Source organism: Massilia sp. X63 (assembly GCF_041023745.1).
Classification (GTDB): domain Bacteria; phylum Pseudomonadota; class Gammaproteobacteria; order Burkholderiales; family Burkholderiaceae_D; genus Telluria.
This window is the reverse complement of the sequence record NZ_JBFTEF010000001.1, coordinates 146,562-164,869: the sequence shown is the minus strand read 5'-3', so window position 1 is coordinate 164,869 and position 18,308 is coordinate 146,562. Positions and strand designations below refer to the sequence as shown.

Sequence of the window (18,308 nt, the reverse complement as noted above, 5' to 3'; positions counted from 1 at the left end):
GGCAGAGCGTTAGGCAGCGCACATTGGGGGCATGTCGCTTGCGCTAAGCTGGGTCGACCCTCACACAAACGAAAGTCCGCCATGGCCGATACCGACAAGCCGGCGGCGCAAGGCCGTCATCCGGCGCGCCGCAAGACGAGCAAGAAACTTCTCTTGAGCATACTTGGCGTACTGGTCGCCATTCCGCTCATCGCCATCGTGTTCATCCTGACCTTCGACTGGAACCGCGCGCGCCCGTGGATCAACGCCAAGGTCAGCGAGGCGATCGAGCGCCCGTTCGCCATCCGCGGCAAGCTGCAAGTCGAATGGGAACGCCCGGCCGAGACCATGGCGCCTTCCGAGCGCACCTGGCGCGACCACATTCCCTGGCCGCACCTGATCGCCAACGATACCCACATCGGCAACCCCGCCGGCATGCCGGCGCAAGACTCGGGCAGCGCGCGCCAGTTCTCGTTCTCGCTCAATCCCTTCGCCCTGCTCTCGCGCACCATCAACATCCCGCTGCTGCGCTTCGACGGCCCGCGCGTGGACCTGCTGCGCCTCGACGAACGGCGCAACAACTGGACCTTTAAAAAGAAAGACGAAAAATCCCGCTGGACGCTCGACCTCGAGCGCGTGGTGCTGACCGACGGCGTGGTGCACATCAAGGATGCGCTCACCAAGGCCGACGTGACGGCGCGCGTGCGCACCCTCGACAAGGACGCCCGCTACGGCGTCGCCTGGACCCTCGACGGCACCTACAACGGCGCCAGGGTCGATGGCGGCGGCAAGGCCGGCGCGGTGCTCTCGCTGAAGCAGCAGAGCACGCCCTACCCGGTCCAGGCCGATATGCGCTCCGGCAAGACCCGGATCGCGGTCGAGGGCACGGTGACCCGTCCCGCCAGGCTGGCGGCGCTCGACCTCAAGCTCGAACTGGCCGGCCCCAGCATGGACCAGCTGTACCACTTCATCGGCGTGGTGTTGCCGACCACCGGTCCGTTCTCGACCTCGGGACGCCTGATCGGACGGCTGGGCGAAGAACGCGACGGCAAGCGCGCCTCGCACTGGGTCTACGACAACTTCAAGGGCAAGGTCGGCGCCTCCGATATCGGCGGACGCCTCGAGTACGCCAGCGGCGAGCCCCGTCCCAAGCTGTCAGGCAATGTTCGCTCCAACAAGCTGGTCTTCGCCGACCTGGCGCCCCTGATCGGCGCCGACTCCAACGCGGCCAAGAAGGAACGCAATGCCGACGTCGTGCAGCCGAGCGGCAAGGTACTGCCGGTCGAGGAATTCAAGACCGAGCGCTGGAACCGGCTCGATGCCGACGTGCGCTTCGCCGCGGACCGCATCGTCCGCGATACGGCCTTTCCGATCAGCAAGCTGTCGACCCACCTGAAGATGGACAATGCGGTGCTGAACCTGGAGCCGATCGAATTCGCCATGGCCGGCGGCACGGTGCGCTCGAACATCCGCCTTGACGGGCGCGGGCGCGAAGGACCGAAGGCGATCAAGGCCCAGGCCAAGATCACGGCGCGCAAAATCGAGATCAAGAAGCTGTTCCCGAAGATCGAACAGCTGCAGGCCTCGGTGGGCAGCATCAGCGGCGACGCCAACCTGACCGCGCAGGGCAATTCGGTGGCCAGCCTGCTGGCCGGCTCGAACGGCGAGCTCAAGACCCTGATCAACCAGGGCCAGGTGAGCAAGCTGATGCTCGAGATGATGGGCCTGAACGTGGCCAACATCATCGTCACCAAGCTGTTCGGCGACAAGCAGGTGCAGCTCAACTGCATGGCCACCGATTTCGCGGTCAGCAGCGGCGTGGCCCGCACGCGCTACTTCGTGGTGGACACCAACGAGGCGCTGGTGAACATCAGCGGCAGCATCAACCTGGCCAACGAACAGCTCGACCTGCGCATCGATCCGAAGACCAAGGGCCTGCGCCTGTTCTCGCTGCGCTCGCCCTTCTACGTGCGCGGCCCGTTCAGCCAGCCGGACATCTCGGTGGACAAGGGGGTGCTGGCGATGAAGGCAGGCAGCGCCCTGGCGCTGGCCGCCGTCACGCCGGTTGCCGCGCTGATCCCCCTGATCAATGCCGGGCCGGGCCAGGACAGCGACTGCGCCCGCCTGCTGGCGGACGCGCGCGAAAAACCGAAGGCGCCGCCGCCGGGCAAGACCCAGCGCCGCTGAGAACGTTGCGACGCGGACAGGAACTTCGACGTACTGTGTGTTGTCGAACAGATCATCTCGACCAGAAACAATATCTTGTGCACATGGACTCGACGAACACTGCCGCCGGATGAAGCGAACAAGGAAGCAACTGAGCGTGAGCGCCGTCCTGGCAGTGATGCTGGCCCTGGGCCAGGTCGCAGGATGTGCGAGCTCGGGTGGCGGAGGACCGGTGGCGCAAGCCATCGACGACGCCACCATCACCGCCGGCGTCAGGGCCGCCATCGAGCGCGATCCTGCGCTGAAGGTGTCGGAACTCGAGGTTGAGACCATGCAGGGCGTAGTGCAGCTGAGCGGATTCGTCGGCTCGGCGGACAGTGTGGCGGCCGCGGCATCGGTTGCCCGGACCGTGAAAGGCGTGAAATCTGTTAAGAATGATTTGCGCTTGAAATAACCCACCGTAAAGGAGATCAACATGAAGACCATCAAACAACTGGCAGTGACCGCAACCCTGGCAACCGCAGCCCTGGCCCTGACCGGCTGCGCCGGCATGTCGCAGCAGGACAAGAGCACCGCGATCGGCGCCGGCGCCGGCGCCGTGATCGGCGGCGCCCTGACCGGCGGCAGCGCAGTCGGCACCGTGGGCGGCGCAGCCGTGGGCGGCGTCGTCGGCAACCAGGTCGGCAAGACCAACTGAACGATTTTTTAAAAACTCCGACACAAGGAAGCCTGGCGATGCCAGGCTTTTTTGTTGGCGCTGTCATCGTTGACGATGGATGACGCCGATGGCGATGCGCAGCAACTGCACGTCTACATGAGACCGTGCATGGGCTGGGCCCCCGCTTCCTTGACGATTTCGTAGCAGGTGCAGGAAGCCGCGGCCAGCCCTTCCGGATCGAGGATCTCGATGTTGCCGCGGCTGTAGATGATGAGTCCCTGCTGCTGCAGCGCGCTGGCGGCCTTGGTGACGCCGACGCGGCGCACGCCGAGCGCATGCGCAAGGAACTCGTGGGTGAGGTGGAATTTGTCCGAACGCAGGCGGTCGCGGGTGATCAGGAGCGAGCGCGCCAGGCGTGCCTCGAGCACATGGAAACGGCTGCAGACGGCGATCTGGATCGCCTGCGCCAGCTGCGTGTCGGTGTAGCGGTACAGTACCCGCTGCAGCGAAGGGTTGCGCGCCGCTTCGTGACGGAAGCGCGCGCCGTCCATGCGGCTGGCGCTGCCGGCGCGCTGGACGATGGCGCGCACCTGGGTGGTGTCGTGGCCCAGCGCCACCGTGGCGCCGACCATGCCTTCGCGCCCCACCAGCCCGACCTCGAGGGTCATGCGCCCTTCGGCCACGCCCATCAGCGAGATCAAACAATCATGTGGAAAATAAATGTAGCGCAGCGGCTCGCCGGCTTCGCAGAGCACCTCGCCCACCTCGACGGTGACCGGGTCGAGCAGCGGCAGGATCTGCGCCAGTTCCTGCGGCGGGAGCGCGGCCAGCAGCAGGTTGCTGTTGTGTTCGGCAATCGGCGGCGGTGCGGCAAAATTCATTGGATTCTCGCGTGGGGACTGTCTGACCCGAAGCGTCTCTCGGATACATTTGCAAACAATTTAGGTCAGCGTAACCGCGCTCCTTGCTGTGGGTATGTACGGTGACGCACGGAACCGCTTGTTGTTCCTGAGGACAATCTGGCAATGCACAGGCTGCCCGTCGCACATGCCTCCGCGCAGCGGCGCGCGCAGTCGGGCTCGACAAGAATATCGACAAGAAAACTTCGGAAGGATCGATCATGAACACCTCACCCAACCCATCCGCACGCGGACGCATGCACCCGCTGATGATCCTGGCCGCGCTTGCGGTCCTGCTGTTCTGCCTGGTCGGCACGGCGGCCATCCTGGGCTGGATCCCCTCTTCGGTAGGCAGCAACAGCGAACGCCAGCTGAGCGAAGCCGAGCGCCTGGCGCTGGCCTCGTCACTGCCGCAGGGCGCGCCGCAAGCTGCGCCTGGCTATGTCCAGCCCGTCACCGGCGGCGCGCCTGCCGCGTATCCGGAGCAAGCGGTCCAGCCGGCACAGCCGGCCGTGGCCCAGGCGTATGCGCCGGCGACCAGCAACTATGCACCGGCGCCGGCAGCGACCGCCGCGGCGGCGACGGCGCGCGTATACGACGAGCCGGCGAGCCAGCCGAAGAAGAAGGCGGTGCAGGTGGCGGCCGCCGACAACGGCCGCAACTGGTGCTCGAACTGCGGCAACGTGGAATCGGTCCGCACCATCAAGCAGCGCGCCGAGGGCAGCGGCCTGGGCGCTGCTGGCGGCGCCGTGATCGGCGGCCTGCTGGGCAACCAGATCGGCGGCGGCACCGGGCGCACCATCGCCACCGCTGCCGGCGCCATTGGCGGCGCAGTGGTCGGCAACCAGGTCGAAGGCAACATGAAAGCCAGCACCAGCTACGAGATCCGCGTGCGGCTCGACGACGGCACCCTGCGCACCTTCCGCCAGAGCAGCCCGCCGGCATGGCGCAGCGGCGACCGTGTCCGCATCGTCAAGGGCCGCCTGCGTTCGGTCGCCTGAGCACCCTTCCCCCGCAGCGAAAGCCGGCATCCCCGACGGGGCGCCGGCTTTCTTGCATTTGAATAACTTTTCTTATTTGCAATGTGCGGCAACGCACGGACCAATGGATGAGCTAACCGGACAATGGATTCACGCTATCAATGCGCGCGGTGCAAAGAATAACCACTTCAAAGGGGAACGCATCATGAACAGCATGGCATGGATCGGAATCATCGTCTGGGGCGTGATCGTGGCAAGCTTCGGCCTGCTGTCGGCGCACCCGCCGGGCGAAGCAGCGGCGGGCGGCCTGCAGGCACAGGATGTGGTGTTCCTGGTGGCCGGCGGCCTGGTCACCTGCCTGATCGGGGTCACCGGACTGCTGGGTTTCATGGGCTGGATCCCGGGGCTGCGCAAGGAACAGCAGCGCGCCTGAATTCCTTGCTGGCCTCGATGCCCTTGCCGCGAAGTTGTCGCGAAGTTGTCTAATAAGTACGCCATCGTACAGAGGCCAGCAGTATGCAGCGGCATACTGGAATCACGACGCCGAAGCGCGTGATTCCCGTGAAGGAGCCTTGCCATGCTATATACTATTGCTGTCATCCTCATCGTTCTCTGGCTGCTCGGATTGGTGACCTCGTACACCATCGGCGGTTTCATCCACATCCTGCTGGTCGTCGCCGTGATCATGATCCTGGTGCGCCTGATCAGCGGACGAGGCATATAGCGGCGGACCGCCATTGAACAGGTTTTTTTGTAGGACCAATCCGCTTTACGGTCATGCCTGCAGTCGAGCTCTGCGGGCATGACCGCGAAGCGGATTTTTGTTTTTTAAGGAGATCAACATGCATACCAAACTGAGCAAATCCGTCATTGCCGCTTCGCTCGTGGCTTTCACCGCCACCGGCTGCGCCGACATGAGCCCAACCCAACGCGGCACCGCGCAAGGCGCCGGCATCGGCGCGGCACTGGGCGGCATCGTCGGCGCCAGCACCAGCGGCGGCGGCGGCAAGCGCGCGGCCGGCGGTGCGGCCATCGGCGCCGCCGCCGGCGCCGTGATCGGCAACATCTGGTCCAAGCGCATGGAAGCACAGAAGCAGGCGATGGAACAGGCCACCCGCGGCACCGGCGTGCAGGTCAGCCAGACCGCCGACAACCGCCTGAAACTCGACATCCCGAGCGACGTCTCGTTCGATACCGGCCGTTCCGACATCAAGTCGAACTTCCAGCCGGTGCTGGACCGCTTCGCCAGCACGCTCAACGACAACCCGGCCACCACCGTGGTCATCATCGGCCACACCGACAATACCGGCACCGACGCGATCAACCAGCCGCTGTCGGTCGACCGTGCGGCGCGCACCCGCGACTACCTGGCTGCGCGCGGCGTGAACCCGGCCCGCGTCACGATCGAAGGCCGCGGCTCGCGCGAACCGATCGCCTCGAACAACGATGCGTCCAGCCGTGCACGCAACCGCCGCGTCGAAATCTACGTGGCCGAGCGCGGCCAGGGTTGATCCAGGCGACATCGGGGTGAATCCTCACCCAGCTGTCTAGACAAGGCCGGCATACGCCGGCCTTTTTCATTGCTCAATGAATAAATTTTTCTTGCTCATCCGGGCCGCGTCCATAACGTGCTTCCGTATTGACCATGAGCTTCGCTTATGCGTGTCGCATGAAACAAACAGATGATAAACAAATTACCAAACAAATTTGACTTTTGTTTATCTGAAATGTTTTGATGGCACCCCCGGTGAATATTCACACTTTGCCGGATCGTCATCAACAAGCGTAAGACGCCGCCCCGTACCCCGGCCGCGGCTGTGTTTCAGAAGTTTCGGAGATATTTTGTCTAAGCAGCAACTCGTAGTAAAGCGCAGCGTCATCGCTGTCGCCGTGGCGCTTGCCTCCAGCAGCGCCGCATTTGCCCAGCAAAGCGCTGAGGCCTCGGTCCAGAAAGTCTATGTGACCGGTTCCAACATCAAGCGCGCCGACAAGGAAGGCTCCTCGCCGGTCGCCACCATCAATGCCAAGCAGATCGCCGCCACCGGCGCCAACACCGTCTCGGAACTGCTGCACTCGATCCCGGCCTTCGGCTCGGGCACCTCGAACGACATCACCGACGGCAGCTTCTCGAAGGGCGCCTCGACCGCCTCGCTGCGCGGTCTCGGTTCCTCGTCGACCCTGATCCTGCTGAACGGCCGCCGCATCACCGCCTCGGCCTACGCCGACCCGAACCAGGGCAAGTCGGCCGTGTATGACCTGAACACGATCCCGGTCTCGGCGATCGAGCGCGTCGAGATCTTCAAGGACGGCGCATCGGCCGTCTACGGTTCGGACGCGATCGCGGGCGTGATCAACTTCATCACCAAGACCAACTACCAGGGCAAGGAAATCACCGCCTCGACCAGCGCCAACGACAACCTCGAGTTCGCGCGCCGCAACGTCTCGGGCGTGTTCGGCTTTGGCGACCTGCAGGAAGACCGCTACAACGCCTTCCTGAGCTTCGACCTGGCCTCGCGCGACCGCACCGGCATCCGGGAAGCGCGCGACGTCAAGCAGCACATGTACGCCGACATCAACGCGCGCCTGAACGAGTACGGCAGCTACCTGTCGAACCAGCCCTTCTTCTTCCGCGAGCGCACCGCCGGCGGCCGCAACTTCGCCACCACCCTGGCGACCGGCGCCGACATCATCAACCGCACCGATTGCGACGCCTCGCAGCAGATCACCGGCAACCGCGACCGCCACAACCTGTCGGCCACCTCGATGCTGAACGGCCGCACTTTCTGCAACTACGACACCTGGAGCAACCAGGAAGCGCAGTCGAAGGGCAAGGACGCCAACCTGCTCGGCAAGCTGAGCTTCCAGCTGACCCCGGACATCACCGCCTTCGCCGAAGCCGGCTACACCCGCACCGAGCGCGAATACACCGGCAACGCGTCGACCATCCTGTCGACCTCGCCGACCACCGTGTTCCGCGCCAACGGCACCGCCAGCGACTACCAGCTGATCCTGCCGGCCGGCCATCCGGACAATCCGTGGACCACCTCGCGCGCAGCCGTGGGCTACCGCTTCACCGGCATCGACGGCGGCTCGAAGAACATCAACCAGTCGGGCCGCCTGCTGGCGGGCTTGAAGGGCACGACCGGCCGCTTCGACTGGGAAAGCGCCCTGCTGCTGAACCGCAGCGAGCGTACCGAGACCATGAAGGGCATGCTGTACCGCCCGACCATCGACCGCATCGTCGGCGAAGGCCGCACCCTGGCCCAGACCGCGGCCGACCCGATGGCCTACCGCGACGTCGTGAACGAGGGCTACGCCCAGGTCGCCCAGCTCGACGCCAAGGCCTCGACCACGATCGGCCAACTCGCCGGCGGCGACATCGGCCTGGCCTTCGGCGGCGAAATCCGCCAGGAAAAGCTGTCGATGACGCCCGACCGCGAAACCCAGGTCGGCAACATCCTCGGCCTGGCCAACTCGCTGGTGGACGGCAGCCGCATGGTGAAGTCGGCCTTCGTCGAGCTGCGCACCCCGTTCACGAAGCAATTCGAAATGGACTTCGCCGGCCGCTACGACAAGTACCCGACCGAGAACTCCTTCGTGCCGAAAGTCGGCGCCAAATACATCGTCAACGACAAGCTGACCTTCCGTTCGTCCTACGCCGAAGGCTTCCGCGCCCCGGCCCTGTCGCAGATCGCCAAGGGCGGCGTCCAGTCGTTCTCGACCGTCACCGACACCGTGCGCTGCCCGGACGGCAAGAACCCGCTGCCAGGCGCCGATACCTCGGACTGCTCGCGCCGCATCTCGTCGATGTCGAAGGCCAACCCGGACCTGAAGCCGGAAACCTCGAAGAGCTTCTCGTTCGGCGCGATCATCGCCCCGACCAGGAATATCGACATCCTGGTGGACTACTACAAGATCCGCAAGGAAGACGAAACCGCCCTGCTGTCGGCCGGCTACGTGGTCGACCACCCGGAGCTGTACCCGACCCTGGCGATCCGTGACACCAGCATCGCCAACCAGCTGATCGGCGCCAACGGCCAGCCGATCCCGGGCACCGGCCCGCTGACCGCGGTCAACCGCTACTACGTGAACCAGGGCGCAACCGAGACCTCGGGCCTGGACTTCGAAGTGGCGCATCGCCTGAACCTGGGCGACAAGGGCCGCCTGACCACCAAGCTGGACTGGAGCTATGCGCTCACCTTCAAGCGCGCCGAGCGTCCAGGCGACAAGGAAACCAACCTGGTCGGCACTGCCGGCGGCTACTCGGACTGGGCCACCACCGTGGGCGACATTCCGCGTCACCGCGCCAGCCTGTCGAGCAACTGGTCGAAGGGCCCGCACTCGCTGACCGGCTCGGTGGACTTCGTCTCGCCGGTCTCGCTGCTGCGCCGTACCGACAGCTGGGTGACCTATGCCACCCCATACTGCCACTACGGCAAGGGCGGACCGGGCGGCCTGGAGAAATTCAGCAACTGGGTGAGCGATTGCTCGGTGCCGGAATGGACCACGTTCAACGTCGCCTACTCGTACACCGGCTTCAAGAACTGGACCCTGTCGGGCAACATCAAGAACATCTTCGACACCGCGGCTCCTTACGATCCGCGTTACCCGACCGAAGGTTTCAACACCCAGCTGCACAATGCCATGGGCCGTTACTTCCGCGTGAGCGCAAGCTACAAGTTCTGATTACCGAACACCTGGCTTGAATGAAAGCCGCCTGGCGCAAGCCCGGCGGCTTTTTTATTGGCACCAGCGATGCGCTACCAATTTTGCATGACCATCCGGGCGCTTTGCGTCCGCTTCCGGCGCTATAGTCGACCCGACAGCCTCCGGAGCCTTCCATGCAAGACGACGACCCGATCCGCATCCTGAAGCAGGAAACCCTGTGCGCCGACGGATTCGAGCTGAAGAAAATCCGCTTCAGCCAGCGCCGCCGCGACGGCGCCGTGCAGGAAGAAACGCGCGAGGTCTACTTCAATGGAGGCGGCGCCGCCGTGCTGCTCTACAACCCGGCCAAGCGCGCCGTGCTGCTGACGCGCCAGTTCCGCATCGGCGCGCGCCTGGCCGGCCATGACGGCTTCGTGATCGAAGTCCCGGCCGGCATGCTCGACGATGCCGATCCGGGCGAGCGCGCGCGCGCCGAACTGTGCGAGGAAACCGGCTTTCGCGGCCATGGCCTGCGCAAGGTGATCGAATTTTTCCCGAACCCGTCCTCGCTGACCGAGACGGTGCACTGCTACCTGGGCGAATACGGCGAGCGCGACCGCAAGAACATTGGGGGCGGCAAGCGGGAGGAAGGCGAGGACATCGAAGTGCTCGAGATCGACGTCGACGACGCCTTGAGGAGGGTGAAGGAAGGCGGCATCCAGGATGCCAAGACGGTGATCCTGCTGCAGTTCCTGCGGGAAGAACTGCAGCAACGAAACTGTGCGCCTTTGTAGGGTGGGCAGGTTCCCTGCCCACGCGTTCAAGTCACGGCAATGCAGCTCGTGCGTCGATTCGAGCCCTCACGATCACCGCGTGGGCGGGAGACCCGCCCACGCCACGAAAAGCAGATCGCAGCCGGTCAGGTGGTTTCGGTAAACGCCAGGTACAGCTCGCGCGCGCGGCGCGCCACCGGCCCCGCCTCGAGCGTACGGTCTTCGTAGCGCGTGCACGGCGTCACCTTGCCGTAGTTGCCGGTGCTGAAGATCTCGCGGGCCGTCGACAGCTCTTGCGGCGCCACGCTGCGCTCCTGCACCTGCACGCCTTCCGCGGCCAGCAACGCGATCACGCGCGCGCGGGTGATGCCGGCCAGGAAGGTGCCGTTCAGCCGGGGCGTCACCACGGCGCCGTCTTCGGCCACGATGAACAGGTTGGAGGACGCGAACTCGGCGACGTTGCCGTCGGCGTCGAGCATGATGGCCTGGTCGAAGCCGCGCTCCTTGGCCTCGCGCATGGCGCGGGTCGAGTTGGCGTACAGGGCCGAGGCCTTGGCGTCGGTCGGGGCCATGTCCGGCTGCGGGCGGCGCAGGGTCGACAGGCAGGCCGCGAAACCGGCAAACGGCGGCAGCGGCGCGTCGAAGATGGTCAGCGCGAACTGGCTGGCCTCGGCCACCGGGATCAGGAAGCCCTCGGTGCCGAACACCAGCGGGCGGATGTAGAGCTCGGCATCCGCCGGGAATCTGGCCACGCCTTCGCGCACCAGCTTTTCCATCTCGTCCACGCCCAGCGGGCAGCGCAGGCCCAGTTTGTCGGCGGACGTGATCACCCGCTCCAGGTGCGGACGCAGGTCGGGCAGCTTGCCGCGCATCGCGCGTGCGCCGTCGAATACCGACGAGCCCAGCCACAAGCTGTGGTCCATCGCGCCATACAGCGGCACATTGCCTTCAGTCCATTGGCCGTTGAAATAAGTCAGGTACATGCATCCCTCTTTTTACATTGAAACAGTTCATCAGTGTACCGCTTTCGACGGGTCATTGTTCGGTGCCGAACCATGAGCTCGCAATGCCTCGCGTACACTATGGCTTTCCCGAGTCAACACTGCCCATGCTTTCCATTCTTGAACGGATCGATCCCGACAGCGACCGCATCGACCTGCTGGTCGAGCTGGTCGATTGCCTGCGCCCGCGTAACCGCTGGGCCTGGCAACACGCGGACGATCCGGTGCAGGCCGTGCGCACCCTCACCCAGTTACTGAAGGGCAACCCGACCCAGGCCTGGGCCTTGCAGCGCTACCTTACTACCCTGCTCGAGTCGCGCCGGCATACCAGCCTGTACAGCGACATCGGCATCCTCTCGAACGACGGTTTCGTTACCGAGCTCAAGAGGCGCATCAGCTACCGTTTCCTGCCGCCGGCACTGAACGACCTCTACCTGTCCGATGCGCTCGAACAGGTCTTGTACGACGAGGACGACCATGCCTGGATCCGCATGGTGCCGACCGCCGACTGGATCGCCCTGTTCGACGTCATCGCCGACGCGCCCGCGCCCTTCGAGCTCGATGGCAGGCCGGCCGACGCCGGGCGTGCGCGCTATGTCACCCTGATGGGCGTGCTGGACGCGATCCGCACCCTGTCCTGCCGCATCTGCGCGCTCGGCCTGGAGCCGCGCCTGGTGCACAGCTACAGCGAGATCGAGGATTTCGATTCGCCTTTCCTGATGCAGAACATCGAGGTCAACCGCTACCTCGACGATTATGCGCGCTACCTCGACGGCAAGACCGAGCTGCCGGAAGACGCCCGCCACCTCTTGGTGATGCTCGACCAGTGCGGCGAGGTGGTGGCCAAGATCCGGCGCAGCGCGCAGACCAACGGCACCAGCGTGGCCCTGACCTACCTGCTGGTCGCGCTGCAGCAGAGCATCGAGCGCCTGCACAAGCTGCTCTACCTGGTGGACCTCAGCGGTGCACTGCCGAGCGCGCCGACCGTGGACCTGGACGCCGTCGCCAGCGCCGTGGCGACGGCCAACGGCAGCTTCGTGAGCGACCGCCGCCTGGCCGCGATCGCCCTGGCGGGCGAACTGATCGAGGCGCACAACACCAAGTACCAGGTTCGCGGCCTGCTGCGCGACAACGTCGACCTGCTGGCCCGCAACGTCACCGAGAACGCCAGCCGTACCGGCGAGCATTACGTCGCCGAGACCCGGCGCGCCCTGCGCCACATGTTCGTGGCCGCCTCCGGCGCCGGCTTCATCGTCGGCTTCATGGCGATGTTCAAGATCATGCTGGGCTACCTGCACACGGCGCCGCTGGTCGAGGCCTTCCTGTTCAGCATGAATTATTCGCTGGGCTTCATCCTGATCTACGTACTGCATTTCACGGTGGCGACCAAGCAGCCGGCCATGACGGCCCAGCACATCGCCGCTTCGCTGCAAAAGGCCGACAACGGCCGCGGGCTGGACGCCGACAGCCTGGCCACGCTGGTCACCAAGGTATTCCGGACCCAGATCGTGGCCGTGCTCGGCAACGTGGTGCTGGCTTTCCCGGTGGCCTGGCTGATCGCGATGGGCTACAAGATGATCAACGGCAGCCACATGGTCGATCCGGCCAAGGCCCACCACCTGCTGGCCGACATCGACCCGATCCACGGACCGGCACTGTTCTATGCGGCGATCGCCGGCATCTGGCTGTTCGTCGCCGGCCTGGTCTCGGGCTACTACGACAACAAGGCGCTGTACACGCGCATGGGCCAGCGCGTGCGCCAGCTGCGCGGCCTGCGCCGCCTGCTGGGCGCGCAGCGCCTGGAACGCTTCTCGGCCTACGTCGAAGACAACCTCGGCGGCCTGATGGGTAATTTCTTCTTCGGCGTCATGCTGGGCACGACCGCCTTCGTCGGCTTCCTGCTCGGCCTGCCGCTCGACATCCGCCACGTGACCTTCTCGACCGCCAATTTCGCCACTGCCCTGGTCGGTCTCGACTACGCCCTGTCCTGGCAGCAGATCGCCAATGCCTCGCTTGGGGTGGCCCTGATCGGCACCGTCAACCTCGTGGTCAGCTTCGGGCTGGCGCTGTGGGTGGCGATGCGCGCCCGCAAGATCCGCTTCAAGCGCGGCATCCTGCTGATCCAGGCCCTGGGGCGCCGCCTGTTTACCTCTCCCGTGGAATTCTTCCTCGGCCCGAAGGACCTTGCCACCAGCAGCGAACTCATCGTGAAGGACACGAAATGAACAACAAGCGCCTGACCAGTTTCCTGGCCTTCCTGGCCTTTGCCTGCGTGGTCGCCTCGTGCAAGACCCTGCCCGACGCCGACACCCTGCCGGACAGTCCGGCCAAGGCGACGCCGGCGGTGGCGACGGCGCGCGGCGCGCTGCAGCCGAAGCAGGCGGCGCAGTTGCTGGCCAAGCGCTGGGCCAATGCCTCGCCCGACCTGAAGCAGCTGGCGGTGCTCGAGGAACAGGCGACCGGTGCGCCGCTCATCCCCGGCAACAAGGTGACCCTGCTGTTCGACGGCCCCGCCACCATGCGCGAGATGATGGCGGCGGCGCGCGACGCGAAGTCCTCGATCAACCTGGAAACCTACATCTTCGACCGCGATCCGATCGGCCTGCAGTTCGCCGAACTGCTGGTGGAGAAGCGGCGCCAGGGCGTGGTCGTGAACATCATCGCCGACGGCGTCGGCACCCTGGCCACGCCCAAGGAATTCTTCGAGCGCATGCGCGCGGCCGGGATCAACGTGGTGATCTTCAATCCGGTGGACCCGACCAAGCGGCCCGGCAAGTGGCAGCTGAACAACCGCGACCACCGCAAGCTCATGGTGGTGGATGGGCGCATCGGCTTCACCGGCGGGATCAACATCAGCGAGACCTATGCCAACAGCTCGCTGTTCCGCTCGCGCAAGAAACCCGAGACGGTCGACAGCGCGGACGTCGGCTGGCGCGACACCCACATCCGCATCGAAGGCCCGGCCGTGGCCGCGCTGCAGTACGCCTTCATCGACAACTGGGTGCACCAGGACGCCGGCGAACTGCCGCCGGCCGAATACTTCCCGCGCCTGGCCCCGGCCGGCGACAAGGTGATGCGGGTGCTGGCCACCTCGCCGGACCGCGACTCGGAGATCTACAAATCGCTGATGGTGGCGATGAACGAGGCCAAGAAATCGATCCACATCACCTCGGCCTATTTCGTGCCGGACCAGCAGATCGTCGACTCGCTGATCGGGGCCGCCAGGCGCGGCGTGGACGTCAAGCTGGTGCTGCCGGGGGTGTCGGACCACGATCTGATCAAGTACGCGGGCCAGGCCTTCTACGACCAGCTGCTAGCCGGCGGCGTGAAGATCTACCAGCTGCAGGTGGCGGTGCTGCATGCCAAGACGGCGGTGATCGACGGGATCTGGTCGACCATCGGCTCGGCCAACATCGACCGCCGCAGCTTCATCCACAACTACGAGCTGAACGTGGTGGTGCTGGATCCGGCCTTCGGGCAGGACATGGAGGCCGCGTTCAACGAGGACCTGCGCAGTTCGAAGGAAATCACGCTGGAGCAGTGGCGCCACCGGCCGTGGAAGGACCGGATCCGCGAGTTCATGGGGCGCCTGGCGGAGTACTGGATCTGATGTCGTGCATTCACAAGCCGGCCGCCATCAGGCCGTCGCTATGCGGCGTCCACACATTCCCGGTGCGCATGAATTTCTCGGTGTCCACCACTTCGAAGTGGCCATGCACCACGTCCCAGCCGTAGCGGTCGATCTCGATCTTCTGCGCTTCCACCCGCAGCACGTTGAACGAATTCACCTCGCCGCGCCCGCGGGTCGAGGTCGCGGTGCCGGCCTGGATCACCAGGGCCGCGTATTCGCTGATCTGGTAGCGTTCGGCCGTGCTGCCGGCATGGCTGGCATGCATGTGCCCGCCCATCAGGATATCCACCCCGCACTCCGAAAACGCCTGCATCGCGCGCGCCGCCCGGTTGACCAGGTCGCGCTCCACGAAATGCTCGGGCAGGTCGAAGGGATGGTGGGCCACCACGATGCGCGTGACCGCGGCCGGCACCTCGGCCAGCTGCCGGCGCACGGTGTCCAGCTGGTCGCGGCTCACCTTGCCGTCCTTGATCGTGAACGAACGCGCGGTGTTGACGCCGACCACGGCGATCTCGTCGTCCAGGTAGAAGGGGTCGAGGTCGTCGGTGATGTAGCGCTTGTAGCGGTCGAGCGGCTTCACGAAGCGCCGGAATACGTTGTACAGCGAGATGTCGTGGTTGCCGGGCACGATGATCTGCGGGCCCGGCAGGGTGTCCAGCCAGGCGCGCGCCTCTTCGAACTGTTCCGGACGGGCGCGCTGGGTCAGGTCGCCCGAGACCACCAGTACGTCCGGATCGATGCGCTCGACCAGTGCGCGCAGCGGCGCCAGCAGGGCATGGTCGACGCGGCCGAAATGCAGGTCCGACAGGTGTACGAGTGTGCGCATCCTTGTTTCCTATTGTTCTAGACGGTCAGATGTCGTCCGGCCCGCGGGCGCGCCGGCGCGCCGGGCGCGCGCCTGCTTGCGGCGCTTGAAGGTAGCGGCGCCGGTGATGCAGATCGCCAGCCAGCCGCAGCCTTCGACCACGGCCGCGAGCACGTCGGACAGGTAATGGACTCCAAGATACATCCTCGAGAACGCGACCGTCGCCACCATGAGCAGCGCCAGCACGAAAGGCAGCACCCTGCCCGTCCAGCTGCGCGCATGGCGCGCCGCGTAGCAGGCCAGGAAGCCGTACAGCACCGTCGCCCCCATCGCATGGCCGCTGGGGAAGCTGTAGGTGCTCAGCTCCAGCAGCGGCTCGGCGAAGTGCGGGCGGGCGCGCTCGAAGCTGTGCTTCAGCAGCACGTTGAGGATCTGCCCGCCCGGCACGCTGGCGACCAGCGCGATGGTCCAGCTGCGCTGTCCCTTGCGCACCAGCCAGACGCCCGCGATCGACGCCAGCACCAGGATGCCCGGGGTGCTGTGCACATGGGTGAGCACCAGCATGGCCTCGCGCAGCAGGCCGTTGGCGCGCGCATGCCCATGCAGCCAGTTGGCCACTTCCACATCGAGCTGGGTGATCGGGGCGCCGGCCACGACCGCGCCCGCCATCCGGGCAAAGACGGCAGTGGCGAGCAGCAGCATGGCCACGCCGACCGTCAGGTACAGTCCATATTCGCCCTCGGGGGAAAAACGGGCGGCGGCAAAGCGGTGGAGTCGGGGAAGGATGTCGTTGCGCATGCGTGGATGGGGCGTTTTAGCGGATGAGTCCGGAGATGGGGTCCCTTGGCGAAAAAACCACAAAAATAAAAATTACCTGTACATCCACACAGTACCTGTGGATTTATACAGTGGTTGTGATATTCTTTACTCACTTCAACGATTTTAATAAAAGGAAACACCATGACCACTCTGAACAGCTCCTTCGGCCTGGAATATGTACCTGTCCCTTTTATGGTCCGTATCGGCCGTCGCGAACTCCTGATCACCCGTGATTTCCGCAAGCGCTTCTATGCGGTGAATCCGGTCATCGAGTGCGATACCGGCATCGAGCCGGGTCACCTGGAAGTGCTGCTGTTCAAGCGTTGGCTCCTGATCCTGTCGAAGGCGCACTGAGGAGCGATCGCGGCAAAAACCGCATATTGTTAAGCGATTAAATTCGTTCCTTCAGGGGGAACTGAGCCGTAAGCTCGAGGCTCCACACTGCCCTCTGAAAGAACGACATGCTTCGCAAAACCTTCCTTCGCTCGCTGGCCGCTGTCACGCTGCTGGCCCCGCTGCTTGCCCCGCTACTGAGCTCGCCTGCCGCAGCAGCCGATATTACCCTGCTCAACGTGTCCTACGACCCGACCCGCGAGCTCTACCAGGACGTGGATGCCGCCTTTGCCCGCCACTGGAAGGCAAAGACCGGCGACAGCGTGACCGTCAAGCAGTCGCACGGCGGTTCGGGCAAGCAGGCGCGCGCCGTCATCGACGGTCTGCCGGCCGACGTCGTCACGCTGGCCCTCGCCTACGACATCGATGCTATCAGCGAAAGAGGTTTGATCGCGCCCGACTGGCAGAAGCGCCTGGCTTACCGCAGCGCGCCCTATACCTCGACCATCGTGTTCCTGGTGCGCAAGGGTAATCCGAAGAAGATCCGCGATTGGGGCGATCTGGTCAAGCCGGGCGTGGCGGTGATCACGCCGAACCCGAAGACCTCGGGCGGCGCCCGCTGGAATCACCTGGCGGCCTACGGCTACGCGCTGCGCCAGCCGGGCGGTTCGCCCGCCACCGCCAAGGAGTACCTGAGCAAGCTCTACAAGAACGTGCCGGTGCTCGACTCGGGGGCGCGCGGCGCCACCACCACCTTCGTCGAGCGCGGCATCGGCGACGTGCTGCTGGCCTGGGAGAACGAGGCCCTGCTGGCGCTGCGCGAACTGGGCCCGGACAAGTTCGAGATCGTGGCCCCCTCGATCAGCATCCTGGCCGAGCCGCCGGTGGCCGTGGTCGACAAGAACGTCGACAAGAAAGGCACCCGCAAGGTCGCCCAGGCCTACCTCGAGTTCCTGTACAGCGATGAAGCGCAGGATATCGTGGCCAAGAACTACTACCGTCCGGCGGTGGACAAGTTCGCCAGGAAGTATGCCGCGCAGTTCCCGAACGTGAAGCTGTTCCCGATCACCGAGCTGGGCGGCTGGACGCAGGCGCAGAAGGCGCACTTCGCGGACGGCGGGCTGTTCGACCAGATCTACCAGCCGGCCAAGTAAGTCCACGCTGCCGCTAAGCGAACGAAAACGCCGATTTTTCCAGCCGGGCTAGCATACGAATCCTTCATCGACGGCCTGCCCTGCGGCCGGGCGCCGCGGGCCGTCCGTTTCAAGCACTTGAAAAGGATTACGTCATGGCAATCAGACTCCGGAAACTCCACGACCAGGTCATGGTCATCACCGGCATCACCAGCGGCATCGGCCTGACCACCGCCCGCATGGCGGCCGCGCGCTTCGGCCGCATCGACACCTGGGTCAACAATGCCGGCATCTCGGTGTTCGGCCGCCTGGAAGAAGTCAAGCCGGAAGACCGCCACCGCCTGTTCCAGACCAACTTCTGGGGCACCATCAACGGTTCGCTGGATGCGGTGCGGCGCATGAAGCAACGCGGCGGCGGCGCCATCATCAACGTCGGCAGCGAAGTGTCGGAACGGTCGATCCCGATGCAGGGCATGTAGGCGGC

18 protein-coding genes are annotated in these 18,308 nt (G+C 65.1%); 14 read left to right on the top strand and 4 right to left on the bottom strand.

Annotated features, from left to right (window positions below; all coding sequences use genetic code 11):
* Positions 1-81: 81 nt before the first annotated feature.
* From AB3347_RS00725 to AB3347_RS00715, 3 genes are all read left to right on the top strand, one after another.
* Positions 82-2,166, top strand: coding sequence for an AsmA family protein (locus AB3347_RS00725; RefSeq protein WP_369089856.1), 2,085 nt, complete (start codon positions 82-84; stop codon positions 2,164-2,166).
* A gap of 136 nt (positions 2,167-2,302) precedes the next feature.
* Complete coding sequence (locus tag AB3347_RS00720) at positions 2,303-2,599, top strand: BON domain-containing protein (protein WP_369089855.1); 297 nt, start codon at positions 2,303-2,305, stop codon at positions 2,597-2,599.
* A gap of 21 nt (positions 2,600-2,620) precedes the next feature.
* Positions 2,621-2,842, top strand: a complete 222-nt coding sequence (locus AB3347_RS00715) for a glycine zipper 2TM domain-containing protein (protein WP_369089854.1) — start codon at positions 2,621-2,623, stop codon at positions 2,840-2,842.
* 113 nt (positions 2,843-2,955) lie between these two features.
* Here the strand turns inward: AB3347_RS00715 and AB3347_RS00710 are convergent, their stop codons facing one another.
* Positions 2,956-3,684: a Crp/Fnr family transcriptional regulator gene (locus tag AB3347_RS00710; protein ID WP_369089853.1), complete on the bottom strand. Its 729-nt coding sequence runs from the start codon at positions 3,682-3,684 to the stop codon at positions 2,956-2,958.
* 239 nt (positions 3,685-3,923) lie between these two features.
* On the opposite strand from AB3347_RS00710, the gene AB3347_RS00705 reads away from it, so the two are divergent.
* The 6 genes from AB3347_RS00705 to AB3347_RS00680 all read left to right on the top strand — a co-directional run bounded on the left by AB3347_RS00705 (position 3,924) and on the right by AB3347_RS00680 (position 10,123).
* Positions 3,924-4,703, top strand: a complete 780-nt coding sequence (locus AB3347_RS00705; protein ID WP_369089852.1) for a glycine zipper 2TM domain-containing protein — start codon at positions 3,924-3,926, stop codon at positions 4,701-4,703.
* 184 nt (positions 4,704-4,887) lie between these two features.
* Positions 4,888-5,115: a hypothetical protein gene (locus tag AB3347_RS00700; protein WP_369089851.1), complete on the top strand. Its 228-nt coding sequence runs from the start codon at positions 4,888-4,890 to the stop codon at positions 5,113-5,115.
* 144 nt (positions 5,116-5,259) lie between these two features.
* The gene (locus AB3347_RS00695; RefSeq protein ID WP_020652694.1) at positions 5,260-5,406 is read left to right on the top strand and encodes a lmo0937 family membrane protein; all 147 of its coding nucleotides are present in this window, start codon (positions 5,260-5,262) and stop codon (positions 5,404-5,406) included.
* A gap of 118 nt (positions 5,407-5,524) precedes the next feature.
* On the top strand, positions 5,525-6,193 hold the full coding sequence (locus AB3347_RS00690) for an OmpA family protein (RefSeq protein ID WP_369089850.1): 669 nt from the start codon (positions 5,525-5,527) through the stop codon (positions 6,191-6,193).
* A gap of 331 nt (positions 6,194-6,524) precedes the next feature.
* Positions 6,525-9,368 (top strand): TonB-dependent receptor, encoded by a 2,844-nt coding sequence (locus AB3347_RS00685; RefSeq protein WP_369089849.1) that lies wholly within the window; start codon positions 6,525-6,527, stop codon positions 9,366-9,368.
* Positions 9,369-9,523: 155 nt separating this feature from the next.
* A complete protein-coding gene (locus AB3347_RS00680) occupies positions 9,524-10,123 on the top strand; it encodes an NUDIX domain-containing protein (protein ID WP_369089848.1) in 600 nt (199 codons plus the stop codon).
* Positions 10,124-10,248: 125 nt separating this feature from the next.
* On the opposite strand, the gene AB3347_RS00675 is transcribed toward AB3347_RS00680, so the two are convergent.
* Positions 10,249-11,085: a branched-chain amino acid aminotransferase gene (locus AB3347_RS00675; protein ID WP_369089847.1), complete on the bottom strand. Its 837-nt coding sequence runs from the start codon at positions 11,083-11,085 to the stop codon at positions 10,249-10,251.
* Positions 11,086-11,210: 125 nt separating this feature from the next.
* On the opposite strand from AB3347_RS00675, the gene AB3347_RS00670 reads away from it, so the two are divergent.
* Both AB3347_RS00670 and cls read left to right on the top strand, forming a co-directional pair.
* On the top strand, positions 11,211-13,328 hold the full coding sequence (locus tag AB3347_RS00670; RefSeq protein ID WP_369089846.1) for a site-specific recombinase: 2,118 nt from the start codon (positions 11,211-11,213) through the stop codon (positions 13,326-13,328).
* On the top strand, positions 13,325-14,713 hold the full coding sequence (gene cls / locus AB3347_RS00665; RefSeq protein ID WP_369089845.1) for a cardiolipin synthase: 1,389 nt from the start codon (positions 13,325-13,327) through the stop codon (positions 14,711-14,713). The genes AB3347_RS00670 and cls overlap by 4 nt, the downstream gene beginning before the upstream one ends.
* A 10-nt stretch (positions 14,714-14,723) precedes the next feature.
* On the opposite strand, the gene AB3347_RS00660 is transcribed toward cls, so the two are convergent.
* A complete protein-coding gene (locus AB3347_RS00660) occupies positions 14,724-15,560 on the bottom strand; it encodes a metallophosphoesterase (RefSeq protein ID WP_369089844.1) in 837 nt (278 codons plus the stop codon).
* Between the two features lie 9 nt (positions 15,561-15,569).
* The gene (locus AB3347_RS00655; RefSeq protein ID WP_369089843.1) at positions 15,570-16,337 is read right to left on the bottom strand and encodes a phosphatase PAP2 family protein; all 768 of its coding nucleotides are present in this window, start codon (positions 16,335-16,337) and stop codon (positions 15,570-15,572) included.
* 162 nt (positions 16,338-16,499) lie between these two features.
* Between AB3347_RS00655 and AB3347_RS00650 the strand changes: the two genes are divergently transcribed.
* The 3 genes from AB3347_RS00650 (at position 16,500) to AB3347_RS00640 (ending at position 18,303) form a co-directional block, all read left to right on the top strand.
* The gene (locus tag AB3347_RS00650) at positions 16,500-16,712 is read left to right on the top strand and encodes a hypothetical protein (RefSeq protein WP_369089842.1); all 213 of its coding nucleotides are present in this window, start codon (positions 16,500-16,502) and stop codon (positions 16,710-16,712) included.
* Between the two features lie 107 nt (positions 16,713-16,819).
* A complete protein-coding gene (locus AB3347_RS00645; protein ID WP_369089841.1) occupies positions 16,820-17,845 on the top strand; it encodes a sulfate ABC transporter substrate-binding protein in 1,026 nt (341 codons plus the stop codon).
* 134 nt (positions 17,846-17,979) lie between these two features.
* On the top strand, positions 17,980-18,303 hold the full coding sequence (locus tag AB3347_RS00640; protein ID WP_369089840.1) for an SDR family NAD(P)-dependent oxidoreductase: 324 nt from the start codon (positions 17,980-17,982) through the stop codon (positions 18,301-18,303).
* Positions 18,304-18,308: the final 5 nt, after the last annotated feature.

Bases quoted from the DNA above. Each gene is read 5' to 3' on its own strand.
- AB3347_RS00705 (WP_369089852.1), top strand. From the start codon at position 3,924: ATGAACACCTCACCCAACCCATCCGCACGCGGACGCATGCACCCGCTG.
- AB3347_RS00675 (WP_369089847.1), bottom strand. From the start codon at position 11,085: ATGTACCTGACTTATTTCAACGGCCAATGGACTGAAGGCAATGTGCCG.
- AB3347_RS00680 (WP_369089848.1), top strand. From the start codon at position 9,524: ATGCAAGACGACGACCCGATCCGCATCCTGAAGCAGGAAACCCTGTGC.
- AB3347_RS00690 (WP_369089850.1), top strand. From the start codon at position 5,525: ATGCATACCAAACTGAGCAAATCCGTCATTGCCGCTTCGCTCGTGGCT.
- AB3347_RS00645 (WP_369089841.1), top strand. From the start codon at position 16,820: ATGCTTCGCAAAACCTTCCTTCGCTCGCTGGCCGCTGTCACGCTGCTG.
- AB3347_RS00715 (WP_369089854.1), top strand. From the start codon at position 2,621: ATGAAGACCATCAAACAACTGGCAGTGACCGCAACCCTGGCAACCGCA.
- AB3347_RS00725 (WP_369089856.1), top strand. From the start codon at position 82: ATGGCCGATACCGACAAGCCGGCGGCGCAAGGCCGTCATCCGGCGCGC.
- AB3347_RS00655 (WP_369089843.1), bottom strand. From the start codon at position 16,337: ATGCGCAACGACATCCTTCCCCGACTCCACCGCTTTGCCGCCGCCCGT.
- AB3347_RS00670 (WP_369089846.1), top strand. From the start codon at position 11,211: ATGCTTTCCATTCTTGAACGGATCGATCCCGACAGCGACCGCATCGAC.
- AB3347_RS00710 (WP_369089853.1), bottom strand. From the start codon at position 3,684: ATGAATTTTGCCGCACCGCCGCCGATTGCCGAACACAACAGCAACCTG.
- AB3347_RS00650 (WP_369089842.1), top strand. From the start codon at position 16,500: ATGACCACTCTGAACAGCTCCTTCGGCCTGGAATATGTACCTGTCCCT.
- AB3347_RS00695 (WP_020652694.1), top strand. From the start codon at position 5,260: ATGCTATATACTATTGCTGTCATCCTCATCGTTCTCTGGCTGCTCGGA.
- AB3347_RS00640 (WP_369089840.1), top strand. From the start codon at position 17,980: ATGGCAATCAGACTCCGGAAACTCCACGACCAGGTCATGGTCATCACC.
- AB3347_RS00660 (WP_369089844.1), bottom strand. From the start codon at position 15,560: ATGCGCACACTCGTACACCTGTCGGACCTGCATTTCGGCCGCGTCGAC.
- AB3347_RS00700 (WP_369089851.1), top strand. From the start codon at position 4,888: ATGAACAGCATGGCATGGATCGGAATCATCGTCTGGGGCGTGATCGTG.
- cls (WP_369089845.1), top strand. From the start codon at position 13,325: ATGAACAACAAGCGCCTGACCAGTTTCCTGGCCTTCCTGGCCTTTGCC.